A 13,251-nucleotide genomic window follows, 5' to 3' on the forward strand; every position below is an offset into this window, starting at 1 on the left:
GCCGCGCCTTTCATGCCCGCACCCCGTACAGCGCTAACTGGCGCAAGCAGGCTTCGCGGTGGGCGTCGCCGCTGTCCACCGCCGAGATAAAACCGGGCAGCCGCAGCGCGAAGGGTTGATGACGCTGGGACAATTCCAGCACCCAGTAACACAGGCGCGACAGCCGCTCTTCGATATCCCCGCCCAGGGCCATGAAGTCCAGACACAGGTCGTGGCCGCTGAGGTCGCTGAACTCCTTGACCATCAACTCCTGCCCTCGCGACCAGGCTTTCCAGTGCATCCGCCCCATCGAGTCACCCGGCTGCCACAGCCGCAGGCCCTGGTAATCATCGACGCCCGGCCCCGTCGTGGCGTGGCCGTCGTCCTCGGCATGGGGTTGCACGCCTTGCAGCAGCGGCATGGTGCCGGCCAGCGGTTGCGGGTAGATCAGCACGGTCTGTTCCAGGTCCAGCCAGCTCCAGGCACGAAAGATCCCCAGCGGAAACACACTCTCCACGCGCAAACGCGGGGCCCGCATCCAGCCGCGTTTAAGCGCCGGCAGGGTCAGTCCGACTTCCACCAAACGCTCAGCTTCAACGTCGGTCTGCTCCAGTTGCTCGCTGTCCCAACCCAGGGCAATCGCCTGATGGCCATGGCCGCTGCTTTCCAGACGCAGGTTCAATTGCACCGGTTCGCCAACAAACACCGAACGCGCGTGGCCGCCACTCAGCACCAGCCCGCTGATGTTGCGGTAGGTGTGCAAAATGGCCAGCACACCCACCGACAGCATGAGGAATGTCAGGCCGTAGGCGAGGCTGTTCTGGTAGTTGATGGAGACCAGCAGCAACAGGAACAGAATGAGCGCGTACGTGCCGCCGACCCGGGTTGGCAGGATGAAGATTCGGCGGTGATCCAGTTCGACCCGCGACGCCGGGGGAATGCGGCGTCCCACCCAGCGCTGCCAGACCGGTTTGAAGCGTTCGATCACAGCACCGGCACCTCGCGCAGTAGCCACTGGACCAGCGCGCCGCCGCCATGCCCGGTCGGGTCGGTGCGCTCGCGCAGGCGGTGGCTGATGACGGCGGGCAGAATCGCCTGCACGTCTTCGGGAATCACGTACTCGCGTCCGGCGAGCAATGCCCACGCCCGCGCCGCTGACAGGATCGCCAGGCTCGCGCGGGGCGACAGGCCATAGGCGAATTGCGGCTGGCTGCGCGTGGCATCGACCAGCCGCAGCACGTAATCGACCAGGGCGTCGCTGGCCCGCACCTGCCGCGCCTGCTGCTGAAGCAACGCCAGTTCAGCATGGTCCAGTAATGGCTCGATGCGCGGCAGCAGATCACGACGGGACTCGCCCAGCAGCAGGGCCTTCTCCGCCGACCGCGCCGGATAGCCCAGGGAAAGCCGCATGAGAAAGCGGTCCAGCTGCGATTCCGGCAAGGCGAAGGTGCCGCCCTGGCTGAACGGGTTCTGGGTGGCGATGACGAAAAACGGATCGGGCAGCAAACGGGTCGCGCCTTCGATGGTGACTTGACCCTCTTCCATGGCTTCGAGCAGCGCGCTCTGGCTCTTGGGCGTGGCGCGGTTGATTTCGTCGGCCAGCACCAGTTCGGCGAAGATCGGCCCGGGATGGAAAGTGAATTGCCCGGTGTCGCGATCAAAAACGGACGTGCCGAGGATGTCGCCCGGCAGCAGATCGGAGGTGAATTGAATGCGCTGAAAGCTCAGGCCAAGCACCCGCGCAAGGGTGTGACTGAGGGTGGTTTTGCCCATGCCGGGCAAATCTTCGATCAACAGGTGACCGCCGCCCAGCAGGCAGGTCAGCGCCAGGCGAACCTGCGGTTCCTTGCCCAACACCACTTCGTTGATCGCGTTGAGACACGCATCCAGTTTTCTGCCCATCGGAAGGCCTCCCCAGGCGACTGCTCATGGCTAATAGGACTGCAGACGATGCCAGACGTGCAGCCACTGTAAGGTCAGCGTAGGCCTTTTCGCTAGAGCGGGTTTGGGGAATTGAAGGGCGTGCGGGGTGAAGGGGGGCACGCGCGGTGTCAGGCGCCGCGCGAGGTAAAGCAGATCAGCGACCCGCGCGGGACTCACGGATATAGAAACGGGCTTTCTCGGCTTTCTCGGAGCAACCCTCGAAGGCTTCGAACTGCTGCTGGGTCTTGGCGCCGGTCAGCAGCGACAGAGCCTTGGAGTAGCTGACCGTGCCGGCGAACCCTTCGGCCTTGGCCAGATCGAGCTCGTGCCAGGCCGCGTCAAGGTTGGTGGCGCAGCTGTCGCGGTAGGCCGTTTTGCCGGCGCAACCGGTGAGAACCAACGCCAACAGGGGCAGGCAGATCCAGGCTTTCATGGGTGTTACCTCAACTAAGGAAATCGACGATGCGGATTTGACGGTGCGGCGATGCAAAAGTGCCACACCGGGGCGACGCACGATACCCGTTTCGCGCCGTTGGCGTTACGCTGGTGTGTGATGAATCGGCCGCCTGGCTGGCCGCCTGAACGCTGACAACGGGAAACCGCACATGAATAAACGCATCGCGCTGGTCCTGGGTTCCGGGGGCGCACGGGGTTACGCGCACATCGGCGTCATCGAAGAGCTCGAACATCGCGGCTACGACATCGCCTGCATCGCCGGTTGTTCCATGGGCGCAGTGATCGGCGGGATTTATGCGGCAGGCAAGCTGCCCGAATACAAGGCGTGGATCGAAAGCCTGGATTACCTGGATGTGTTGCGGCTGGTGGACGTGAGTTTCCGGCTGGGGGCGATTCGCGGCGAGAAGGTGTTCGGCAAGATTCGCGACATCGTCGGCGAGATCAACATCGAGGACCTGCCGATCCCCTACACCGCCGTGGCCACGGACCTGACCAATCAGCAGGAAATCTGGTTTCAGGAAGGCAATCTGCATTCGGCGATGCGCGCCTCGGCGGCGATCCCCAGCCTCTTTACCCCGGTGGTTCAGGGCAATCGCACGCTGGTCGATGGCGGCCTTCTGAATCCGTTGCCGATTGTGCCGGTGGTGTCGAGCCATTGCGATTTGATTGTCGCGGTCAACCTCAACTCCACGACCCAGAAGCATTACACCTTGCCGGTCATCGAGCGCCCGCCGGCGGTGAAGAAGCGTTTCGACGGCTTGATGAGTTCCATCGGCTCGCACCTGCCGTTCCGCCGAAAGCTGGACCTGACCGGCCAGGACGGTTTGCGCCTGGCCCAGGAACGGCTAAAACCCAGCGCCGCCGTGCTGACGGGCAATCCGTGGTTGATGGCCGATATCGAATCCGCCGATCCCCAGGGCCAGCAACCCGCCGCCGCGCCCACTCAACCCGGCGCGCCGAGATCGGCCAGCGGCTCGATCATCATCGACAACGTCGGCCCGGCTTCGCTGCTGGATTTGATCAACCAGAGCTTCGAGGTGATGCAGACCTCCCTGGCGCAATACAAAATCGCCGGCTACCCGCCGGACATTCTGATCAACGTGCCGAAACGCGTGTGCCGGTTCTTCGAATTCTACAAAGCCCCGGAGCTGATCGCATTGGGGCGGCAGATCGCAAAGGAAACGCTGGATCGGTATGAGCAGGAGCATTGAGGGCGATTGAGGTGAGTCAGGTTTGAAAATGTTGGCTGACCTACCGCTTTCGCGGGCAAGCGCGCTCCTACAGGTTTTGCAGCGGGTTCGGGCTCAAGGTCGGACCCCGACCTACTGTAGGAGCCGGCTTGCTGGCGAATGCGGTGGATCAGATATGAATATGTTGGCTGACACACCGCTTTCGCGGGCAAGCGCGCTCCTAGAGGTTTTGCAGCGGGTTCGGGCTCAAGGTCGGACCCCGACCTACTGTAGGAGCCGGCTTGCTGGCGAATGCGGTGGACCAGATATGAATATGTTGGCTGACACACCGCTTTCGCGGGCAAGCGCGCTCCTAGAGGTTTTGCAGCGGGTTCGGGCTCAAGGTCGGACCCCGACCTACTGTAGGAGCCGGCTTGCTGGCGAATGCGGTGGACCAGATGTGAAGATGTTGGCTGACACACCGCTTTCGCCAGCAAGCCGGCTCCTACGGAGGAATCGCCCAGCTCAACAAACGGGGTCGCTGCGGCGTCAATCGTACGCGGAATCTGCGTTTGCGATCCGTCGTGGTCACGCATTCATTAACCGATACCCAACCCCCGCTTCGGTGACGATGTACTGCGGCGCGGCGGGGTCGTCGCCCAGTTTCTGCCGCAGGTGGCCCACCACGATGCGCAGGTAATGGGTGTCTTCGACATGGGTCGGGCCCCAGATGTCTTTGAGCAGTTGCTGCTGGGTGATGACCCGCCCGGGATGCCGCGCCAGTTGCGCCAGCACCGCGTATTCCTTGCGGGTCAGGGCAACTTCGACATCGCCCAGGGACACCCGCCGGTAGGCCAGGTCAATGTTCAGCGGGCCAATGACCACCGCCGACTCCACCTGACCGCTCTCCGGCGCCTGGCGCAGCAGTGAACGAATCCGCGCCAGAAACTCCTGGATGCCGAACGGCTTGGTCACGTAATCATTGGCGCCGGCGTCCAGCGCGCGAACTTTCTCGCCCTCGCTGGCACGCACCGACAGCACCAGCACCGGCACCGTCGACCACTCGCGAAACTGGCTGAGCACCTCCTGCCCGTCCATGTCCGGCAGCCCCAGGTCGAGCACCAGCAAATCGGGTTTATTCAGCGCGGCCTGAGTCAAGCCATCGCTGCCGGTTCCTGCTTCCAGCACTTTGTAGCCTTGTGATGCGAGGCTGATGCGCAGGAACTTGCGAATCTGCGGCTCGTCATCGATCACCAGAATGGTTGCCGTCTGGCTCATGGGTGTCCTGTCATGAATGAGAAGGTCGGTAGCAAACGGGCATTAGCGTAGCGCAAAGCGGGTTCAGACCGCCTGATCCATTTCCGCTTCGGGCTGCGCCTGCAACGGCAAGTGCAGGCTGATGCAGGTGCCACGACCGTCGATGCCGTCGTCCACGCTGATCCGCCCCCCATGGGCGCCGACCATGCCCTGACAGATCGCCAGACCCAGCCCCGTGCCCTGCCCGCCTCGGTCACCCCGCGCGGCGGTGTAGAACATATCGAAAATCTTTGCGCGCTCGTTCTCCGGTATCCCCGGCCCCTCATCACTGACGGCGAAGACAATCTCTTCGTTCTGCACACTGACCGCCATCTGCAAACGCCCATTGACCGGCGAGAAGCGCGCGGCGTTTTCGATCACGTTGATCAGCGCCTGCTCGATCAGCGCCGCGTGGACATACAGCAGCGGCAGTTCCGCCGGCAAATCGGTGCTGACCTGCAGCGGCGCGAGGACGGCACGAAGGCGATTAAGCGCACTGCCGACGATGTCGCCCGGCGAGACCCAGTCCCGCGCCAGCTTCAGCGCACCGTGACCGAGACGCGTCATGTCCAGCAGGTTCTGAATGTAGCGGTCCAGACGCTCGGCCTCGTCGCGGGTGCCTTCGAGCAACTCGCGGCGGTCTTCCAGCGGAATCGCCTCGCCCAGCGCCAGCAGGCTGTCGATGCTGCCGCGCATGGCGGTCAGCGGCGTGCGCAGGTCGTGGGACACCGAGGCCAGCAAGGCGCTGCGCAGTTGTTCGGTCTCGCCATGCAAGCGCGCGGCTTCCAGGTCCTCGGCCAGCCGCGCCCGCGCCAGGGCCTGACCCAACGGCTGACTCAGCGCCGTGAGCAAACGTCGCCGCTGAGGGGTGAAGGTCTGGCCCTGTTTCGCACGAATGCCCAGCAACGCCATCGGCGCATCGTCCACCCACAACGGCAGCCACCACCAGCTCCCCGACGGCAGCGTGCCGGTGCCCTTACCCGCCGGTTGCCCGTGCTGCCAGGCCCAGTCCGCCGCGGCGCGCTCGAATTCGGAGAACTCCAGCGGCCCGCCCACCTCGACCTTCCAGCCCTCCTCGCGATCATTGTCCAGCACGCACAGCTGCAACTCGCTCCAACCGGCCAGGTGATGGTCGGCGGCACTGAGCACCGCCTGACGATCGGTGGCGGCGGTCAGGCGGCGGGAAAGGTCGAGCAGTTCACTGGTTTCCTCCTGAGTGTCGCGCAGCGCTTGCAACTGGCGGCGCTGGCGAGCGGCGAGGTTGCCGGTCAGCGCGGCCATCAGCAGAAAGAACAGCAGCGTCAGCACGTCTTCTTCGCGCTGGATGCTCAGGGAAAAATTCGGCGGGATGAACAGGAAGTCATAGGCGAGAAACGACAGCACCGAACAGACCATCGCCGGGCCGACGCTGCTGCGCACGGCCACCAACAACACGGCAGCCAGAAAGACGAGGGAGATATTCGGCAGCGCCAGCCAGCTGGACACCGCCCACGCCAAGGCACTGGCGCCGACCGTCGCAACCAGCGCCAGGGCGTAGTCGAACCAGACCAGATTGCGTGGCGTAGTGGATTGCGGCTGATCGGGGCGCGACTCGCTGTCGAGCACGTTGATTTCCAGGCCGTGGGCATTGCGCAGTAGCCGCGACGCCAGGCCGCCGCCCAGCACACGACGGCGCAGCGAAGGACGCGACTGGCCGACGAGCACCAGGCTCGCGCGGCGTTCGGTGGCGTGTTGAATCAGCGTCTTCGCCACTTCCGGCGCCCGCAGCACCACCACTTCCCCGCCGAGGCGTTCGGCCAGTTGCTGGGCATTCTGCAAACGGCTGCGCGCCAGTTCATCGAAAAAGCGCCCGTTGTCGACGTGCACCAAACTCCACGGCAGATGCCGACGTTGGGCGACGCGGCTGGCGTGGCGCACCAGACGCTCGGCCTGGGCGTCGCCGTCGATGCCCACCAGCAGACGACCGCGCACTGCGGGCGCCGCCTGACCCAACTGCCGATAACCCAGCGCAAGGTCGTTGTCGACCTGGGCGGCGGCGGTCTGCATCGCCATTTCCCGCAGCGCGGTGAGGTTGGTCTGGGTGAAAAAGGCATCAATGGCCGCGCGGGCCTGTTCCGGCACGTACACCTTGCCGTCCCGCAGCCGCTCCAGCAGCTCCCGGGGCGGCAGGTCGATCAGCACCAGTTCGTAGGCTTCCTGCAAAACCCAGTCCGGCAGGGTCTCACGTACTTGCACGCCAGTAATGCCGCGCACCTGATCGTTGAGGCTTTCCAGGTGCTGAACGTTGACCGTGGTGTAAACGTCGATACCCGCCGAGAGCAGTTCCTGAATGTCCTGCCAGCGCTTGGCGTGGCGACTGCCGGGAGCGTTGGAGTGGGCGAGTTCGTCGACCAGCACCAGTTTGGGTTTCGCCGCGAGCAGACCGTCGAGGTCCATCTCTTCGAGCATGACCCCGCGGTACTCGGAACGGACCATGGGTTGCTGGGGCAAACCGCCCAGCAGCGCTTCGGTCTCGGCGCGGCCGTGGGTCTCGACGACCCCGGCCAGCAGCGAAACACCCTGGCGCATCTGCGTGTGCGCGGCCTGGAGCATGGCGTAGGTCTTGCCCACGCCGGGCGCCGCGCCGAGAAACACCTTCAGCCGCCCGCGATCGTCCCGAGCAAGATTGACCAGCAAAGCATCGGCGCGGGTGGTTGAGTTCACGAAGGTTGTCCTGATCCATTGGATGACGGTTGATCGTTGGTTGTCGCCCACTCAGAGGGGCATCACCGATTTCTATCCTGGCCGAGGCCTATTGTAGGAGCGCGCCTGCCCGCGAATGGGCCGGTACATCCGACGTTGCTCTAGCGTCTGTGCCTATGTCTTCGCGGGCAAGCGCGCTCCCACAGGTTCGTAGCGCGCCACATATGTCTGTCCCGGCCGAGATCCAAGTGTAGGAGCGCGCTTGCCCGCGAATGGGCCGGTACATCCGACGTTGCTCTAGCGTCCGTGCCAAAGCCTTCGCGGGCAAGCCCGCTCCTACAGGTCCGGTGTGCACCACAGATGTCTGTCCAGCGGACTCAGTTCACCACTTTGCCAGACGGTAACCGATTCAGACTCAGATTCAAGTCCAGCACGTTCACCACGGGCGGGCCGATCAGCGAGGTCTGGGTGTTGTCCGCCACCAGTTTCTGCACCGAGTCGGCCGGCAGGTTACGCGCTGCGGCGATGCGGGCCACCTGGTATTGCGCAGCGGCTGGGGACAAGTGCGGGTCCAGGCCGCTGGCGGAGGTGGTCAGCAGGTTCAGCGGCACCGGGCCCTGGCTGTTGACTTTCTCTTTGGCGGCATCATCGGCCACTCGCGTCGCCAGCGCCGGGTTGCTCGGCGCCAGGTTGCTTGCGCCGCTGGCGACGGTGGCATAGGCCCCGGCAGACGGACGCGGATGAAACCATTCTTCGCCGGTGAAATTCTGGGCGATCAGCGCCGAACCGATCACCTTTTCATGGTCGTCGTACACCAGGCTGCCATTGGCCTGATCCGGGAACGCCACCTGGGCGACACCGGTCACCACCAGCGGGTAAGCCACGCCGGTGATCAGGGTCATCAGAACGATCAGGCTCACGGCCGGACGCAATACACTGGACATCATTCATTCCTCATTCGAAGTGAGCGCGGCGCGGGATCAGTCACCGCGCAGCGCAATCAGTGCGTTAAACCAGGTGCAAGGCCGTCAACAGCAGGTCAATCGCCTTGATCCCCACAAACGGCACGACCAGCCCGCCGAGCCCGTACACCAGCAGATTGCGGCGCAGCAGATGCGCAGCGCTTGCGGCCTGCACCCGCACACCGCGCAGTGCCAGCGGTATCAGCACGACGATGATCAGCGCGTTGAACACGATGGCCGACAGAATCGCGCTCTGCGGGCTGGCGAGGTGCATGATGTTGAGCACGCCCAGTTGCGGATAAATCGCTGCAAACAGTGCCGGCAGGATGGCGAAATACTTGGCCACGTCGTTGGCGATGGAAAAGGTCGTCAGGGCGCCGCGGGTCACCAGCAATTCCTTGCCGATCTGCACCACGTCCAGCAGCTTGGTCGGGTCGCTGTCGAGATCGACCATGTTGGCCGCTTCCCGTGCCGCCTGGGTGCCATCGTTCATCGCCATGCCGACGTCAGCCTGGGCCAGCGCCGGCGCGTCATTGGCACCGTCGCCACACATCGCCACCAGACGCCCGTCGTTCTGCTCCTGGCGGATGCGCTCCAGTTTCTTCTCGGGGGTGGCTTCGGCCAGCACGTCATCGACGCCCGCTTCTGCCGCGATCGCCGCCGCCGTCAGCGGGTTGTCGCCGGTGACCATGACGGTGCGAATGCCCAGTTTGCGCAGTTCTTCAAAACGCTCGCGAATGCCCGGCTTGACCACGTCCTTGAGGTGAATCGCGCCCAGCAGTTTGCCGTCGCCACACACCAGCAACGGCGTGCCACCGGTCTTGGCGATCTTGTCGATCTCCCGCGCCAGTACCGGCGGCAGGTCACTGCGGTCACGGCCGAGGAATTTCAGCAGCGAATCCACCGCACCCTTGCGATACACGCGGCCTTCGAAATCGACGCCAGACAATCGGGTTTCCGCCGTGAACGGCACCGCCGTCAATTGGCTCGGCGCAGGCTCGGTCATCGGGTGCAGGCCGCGCAGGTATTCGACGATGGACTTGCCTTCGGCGGTGTCATCTGCCAGCGAAGCCAGCAGCGTGCCTTCGCTCAGTTCTTTAGGGCTGACGCCCGGCGCCGCGTACACCGCCGAGCAACGACGGTTGCCGAAGGTGATGGTGCCGGTCTTGTCCAGCAGCAACACATGCACGTCACCCGCCGCCTCGACGGCACGGCCGGATTTGGCGATCACGTTGAGGCGCACCAGGCGATCCATACCGGCAATGCCGATGGCCGAGAGCAGGCCGCCAATGGTGGTCGGAATCAGCGTCACCAGCAGCGCCACGAGGAACACCAGTGGCAGGTTACCGCCGGCAAAATGCGCGAACGGCTGCAGGGTCACGACCACCAGCAGAAAGATCAGGGTCAGGCCGATCAGCAGAATGTCGAGGGCCACTTCGTTGGGGGTCTTCTGGCGTTTGGCGCCTTCGACCAGCGCGATCATGCGGTCCAGCGTCGATTCGCCAGGGTTGGCGCTGATGCGCACCAGTAGCCAGTCCGACACCAGACGGGTGTTGCCGGTCACGGCCGAACGGTCGCCGCCGGACTCGCGGATCACCGGCGCAGACTCACCGGTAATCGCCGCTTCGTTGACTGCCGCGATGCCTTCGATCACCTCGCCGTCGCCGGGGATCATCTCACCGGCTTCAACGCGCACCACATCGCCCTTGCGCAGGGTGCTGGCGTTGACCATCTGGTAACTGCCGTTTGCGCCCTGGATCCGCGCTTTCAAGCCCTCGGTGCCTGCCTTGAGGCTGTCGGCCCGCGCTTTGCCACGCCCTTCGGCCAGCGCTTCTGCAAAGTTGGCGAACAGCACGGTGAACCACAGCCACACGGCGATCTGCACCGCCACGAAGGTCGGCACGGCCGGGTCGGGGATCAGGCACAGAATCGTGGTCAGGATGGCGGTCAGTTCCACCACCAGCATCACCGGCGCCCGTTGCAACTGGCGCGGGTCGAGCTTGACGAAAGCCTGGACCAGCGCAGGCCGCCAAAGGTCAGCCATCGCTGTCTTCGCCGGTCCGGCCACGGTGGACGGCTGTTGGGGTGTTTTATTTGTCGCAGGAAGCTGCATGTTCATGATTCGGTCCTCAGAAGGCCAGGCTCAGATGTTCGGCAATCGGCCCCAGTGCGAGGGTCGGCAGGAACGTCAGCCCGCCCACCAGCAAAATGGTGACGGTCAACAGGGTCACGAACAGCGGGCCATGGGTCGGAAAGCTGTTCTGATTGAGCGGCGCGGTTTTCTTCGCCGCCAGACTGCCCGCAAGCGCCAGCACCGGCAGGATGTAACCGAAGCGGCCAATGAACATCGACAGACTCATCAAGAGGTTGTGGAACAGTGTGTTGCCGCTGAAACCGCCGAACGCCGAGCCGTTATTGGCCGTGGCCGAGGTGTAGGCATAGAGCAACTGGCTGAAGCCGTGGGCGCCAGGGTTACTTACCGAGCCTGCCGGACCAGGCAAAGAGGCGGCGACGGCGCCGAACACCAGTACGCCGACCGGCATCACGATCAGCGTCGCGACCAACAGCTTCACTTCTCGGGCCTGAAGTTTTTTACCGAGGTACTCCGGGGTGCGGCCGATCATCAAGCCGGCGAGGAAGACCGCGATCAGCACGTTCAACAACATGCCGTAAAGGCCTGCGCCAACGCCGCCGAAGATCACTTCGCCGACCATCATGTTAGCCAGCGCCACCATGCCGCTCAGCGGGTTGAGGCTGTCGTGCATGCCGTTGACCGAGCCGTTGGAAGCAGCGGTAGTCGCGGTTGCCCACAGCACGGTTGCCGTGGTGCCAAAACGCGTTTCCTTGCCTTCCATGGGCGCGGTCTGTTCCACCGTGGCCATGTTCAGCGTCGGGTTGGGCTGGTATTCCGCCCACAGGGATGTGGCGCCGCCGATCAGCAGCAACACCAACATACAGGCGATGATCGCCCGGCTCTGACGCAGGTCTTTGACGTAATGACCGAAGGTGAACACCAGCGCCGCCGGGATCAGAATGATCGACACCAGCTCGAACAGGTTGCTCAAGCCAGTCGGGTTCTCGAACGGATGCGCCGAGTTGACGCCGAAGAAGCCACCGCCGTTGGTGCCCAGTTGCTTGATCGCGATCTGGCTGGCGGCCGGGCCCAGGGGAATGGTCTGGTCGGTGCCTTGCAGCGTCACGGCGTCCACGTAATGAGCGAAGGTTTGCGGGACGCCCTGCCACACCAGGAACAGCGCGAGGAGGATGCACATCGGCAACAGCCCATAAAGGGTGGCGCGGGTCATGTCCGCCCAGAAGTTGCCCAGGTGCTGCGTCGAGCGGCGGCTGATGCCTCGGCAGAAGGCGACCAGCACGGCGATGCCGGTGGCGGCACTGACAAAGTTTTGCACGGTCAGCCCGGCCATCTGGCTAAGGTAGCTGAGGGACGCTTCGCCGCTGTAGTTCTGCCAGTTGGTGTTGGTGACGAAGCTCATCGCGGTGTTGAACGCCAGCGACCATTCCATGCCCGGCAGACCCTGTGGGTTGAGGGGCAGCGAGCCTTGCATGAGCAGGATGGCGAACAGGACGACGAACCCGGCCAGGTTGAAGGCCAGCAGGGCAATTGTGTAGGTTTTCCAGTTGTGTTCGATCGCGGGGTCGACGCCGGACAGGCGATAGCAGATGCGCTCGACGGGGCCCATGACCGGGGTCAGAAAGGTCCGCTTGCCTTCCATGACGTTGTAGTAGAACCGTCCCAGCAGCGGCGCGGGCAACAGCACCAAGGCAAAAAACGCCAGTATCAGCAGGTAGTCGTAACCGTGCATGGCCGTTACTCCTCGACCCGGCCGGCGCGCAGGAGCGCGACCAGCAAGTAAACGAATAACCCTGCTGCGAGCAGCAGTGACACCCCATCCAGAACGCTCATGAAAAACTCTCCGTCATACGGCGACTGCCGTGTGGGGCAATTGTCTGCAGTGGGGGTGTAAAGGAACGAGAGCGACGGGGGGTGGCGGCCATAAAGAAAGCGTAAAGAGTGAATAAAACAGGGGGTTTAGAAGCTTTACACCGTAGGCATATCCGTTATTTGTGTGGGCTGTTGTTATGGTTCCGCCCTTACGGCGGGTCACTTTTTCCAAGAGCCAAAAAAGTAACCAAAAAGGCCCTGCTCCTGGTTGGGTCCCTCCTTCGTCGGGATTCCCTCACTCCGACGACGCTTCGGCCTGCACCCAAGTCGCGTTTGGCGGTGTCTGGGCTTTTTGCATAGGAAGATCAAAAGCAGAGCAACGGCAAACGGCAAACGGCAAACGGCAAAAGCGAGTTTTGTTGTGATGACTAGCGTTTGCACATTCTTTCTGACCGGATGCGATGCCCTGTAGGAGCCGGCTTGCTGGCGAACTCGGTGATTCAGATATGAAGACGCCGCCTGACAATCTGCATTCGCCAGCAAGCCGGCTCCTACGGTGAAATCGCGTTCACCCAGTGGGGTCGGCTTCAGCTGGGAGGCTGTTGATCTGCCTTAAACGCGCTTTTGATCTTCGTACACAAAAAGCCCAGTCACCGCCAATCGCGACTTGGGTGCAGGCTGAACGCAGGTTTTGCGGAGTGGGCCGAGCCGCATGGATGCGGCGAGAGCCGCCCCCCGCCATGGATGGCGGATGGCGGCGGGCCCACGGAGCAAGACCGGAGTGAAGGAACCCGACGAAGTCGGGCCCAACCGAGAGCAAGCACCCTTGGCTGCTCTTTAAAATAGAGAGGGGGGCGCTTTTCCAAGTAACTCGCCGAAG

Annotated in this window: 10 protein-coding genes; 1 reads left to right on the forward strand and 9 read right to left on the reverse strand. The window is 63.5% G+C overall.

Features of this window, described 5'->3' with window-relative positions; translation table 11 throughout:
• Positions 1-10 precede the first annotated feature (10 nt).
• From EC919_RS04355 to EC919_RS04365, 3 genes are all read right to left on the reverse strand, one after another.
• On the reverse strand, positions 11-994 hold the full coding sequence (locus EC919_RS04355) for a DUF58 domain-containing protein (protein ID WP_166650485.1): 984 nt from the start codon (positions 992-994) through the stop codon (positions 11-13).
• The gene (locus EC919_RS04360) at positions 964-1,881 is read right to left on the reverse strand and encodes an AAA family ATPase (protein ID WP_133771567.1); all 918 of its coding nucleotides are present in this window, start codon (positions 1,879-1,881) and stop codon (positions 964-966) included. The genes EC919_RS04355 and EC919_RS04360 overlap by 31 nt, the downstream gene beginning before the upstream one ends.
• 175 nt (positions 1,882-2,056) lie before the next feature.
• Complete coding sequence (locus EC919_RS04365) at positions 2,057-2,335, reverse strand: hypothetical protein (protein ID WP_062381160.1); 279 nt, start codon at positions 2,333-2,335, stop codon at positions 2,057-2,059.
• 172 nt (positions 2,336-2,507) lie between these two features.
• On the opposite strand from EC919_RS04365, the gene EC919_RS04370 reads away from it, so the two are divergent.
• A complete protein-coding gene (locus EC919_RS04370) occupies positions 2,508-3,569 on the forward strand; it encodes a patatin-like phospholipase family protein (protein ID WP_133771569.1) in 1,062 nt (353 codons plus the stop codon).
• Between the two features lie 546 nt (positions 3,570-4,115).
• On the opposite strand, the gene EC919_RS04375 is transcribed toward EC919_RS04370, so the two are convergent.
• The 6 genes from EC919_RS04375 to kdpF form a co-directional block, all read right to left on the reverse strand.
• A complete protein-coding gene (locus tag EC919_RS04375; RefSeq protein ID WP_133771571.1) occupies positions 4,116-4,805 on the reverse strand; it encodes a response regulator in 690 nt (229 codons plus the stop codon).
• Positions 4,806-4,868: 63 nt separating this feature from the next.
• Positions 4,869-7,526 carry a sensor histidine kinase gene (locus EC919_RS04380; protein ID WP_133771573.1) on the reverse strand — a complete coding sequence of 886 codons (2,658 nt, stop codon included), beginning with the start codon at positions 7,524-7,526 and terminating at the stop codon, positions 4,869-4,871.
• A 356-nt stretch (positions 7,527-7,882) separates the two neighbouring features.
• A complete protein-coding gene (gene kdpC, locus EC919_RS04390; protein ID WP_133771578.1) occupies positions 7,883-8,449 on the reverse strand; it encodes a potassium-transporting ATPase subunit KdpC in 567 nt (188 codons plus the stop codon).
• Positions 8,450-8,513: 64 nt separating this feature from the next.
• On the reverse strand, positions 8,514-10,511 hold the full coding sequence (gene kdpB, locus EC919_RS04395; RefSeq protein ID WP_243842206.1) for a potassium-transporting ATPase subunit KdpB: 1,998 nt from the start codon (positions 10,509-10,511) through the stop codon (positions 8,514-8,516).
• A gap of 85 nt (positions 10,512-10,596) precedes the next feature.
• A complete protein-coding gene (gene kdpA / locus EC919_RS04400; RefSeq protein ID WP_133771583.1) occupies positions 10,597-12,291 on the reverse strand; it encodes a potassium-transporting ATPase subunit KdpA in 1,695 nt (564 codons plus the stop codon).
• Between the two features lie 5 nt (positions 12,292-12,296).
• Positions 12,297-12,392, reverse strand: a complete 96-nt coding sequence (gene kdpF, locus EC919_RS04405; RefSeq protein ID WP_037009437.1) for a K(+)-transporting ATPase subunit F — start codon at positions 12,390-12,392, stop codon at positions 12,297-12,299.
• Positions 12,393-13,251: the final 859 nt, after the last annotated feature.

It is taken from the genome of Pseudomonas graminis, from assembly GCF_004364335.1.
Lineage (GTDB): Bacteria > Pseudomonadota > Gammaproteobacteria > Pseudomonadales > Pseudomonadaceae > Aquipseudomonas > Aquipseudomonas graminis_D.

Bases quoted from the DNA above. Each gene is read 5' to 3' on its own strand.
- EC919_RS04360 (WP_133771567.1), bottom strand. From the start codon at position 1,881: ATGGGCAGAAAACTGGATGCGTGTCTCAACGCGATCAACGAAGTGGTG.
- EC919_RS04365 (WP_062381160.1), bottom strand. From the start codon at position 2,335: ATGAAAGCCTGGATCTGCCTGCCCCTGTTGGCGTTGGTTCTCACCGGT.
- EC919_RS04370 (WP_133771569.1), top strand. From the start codon at position 2,508: ATGAATAAACGCATCGCGCTGGTCCTGGGTTCCGGGGGCGCACGGGGT.
- EC919_RS04375 (WP_133771571.1), bottom strand. From the start codon at position 4,805: ATGAGCCAGACGGCAACCATTCTGGTGATCGATGACGAGCCGCAGATT.
- kdpC (WP_133771578.1), bottom strand. From the start codon at position 8,449: ATGTCCAGTGTATTGCGTCCGGCCGTGAGCCTGATCGTTCTGATGACC.
- kdpB (WP_243842206.1), bottom strand. From the start codon at position 10,511: ATGGCTGACCTTTGGCGGCCTGCGCTGGTCCAGGCTTTCGTCAAGCTC.
- kdpA (WP_133771583.1), bottom strand. From the start codon at position 12,291: ATGCACGGTTACGACTACCTGCTGATACTGGCGTTTTTTGCCTTGGTG.
- kdpF (WP_037009437.1), bottom strand. From the start codon at position 12,392: ATGAGCGTTCTGGATGGGGTGTCACTGCTGCTCGCAGCAGGGTTATTC.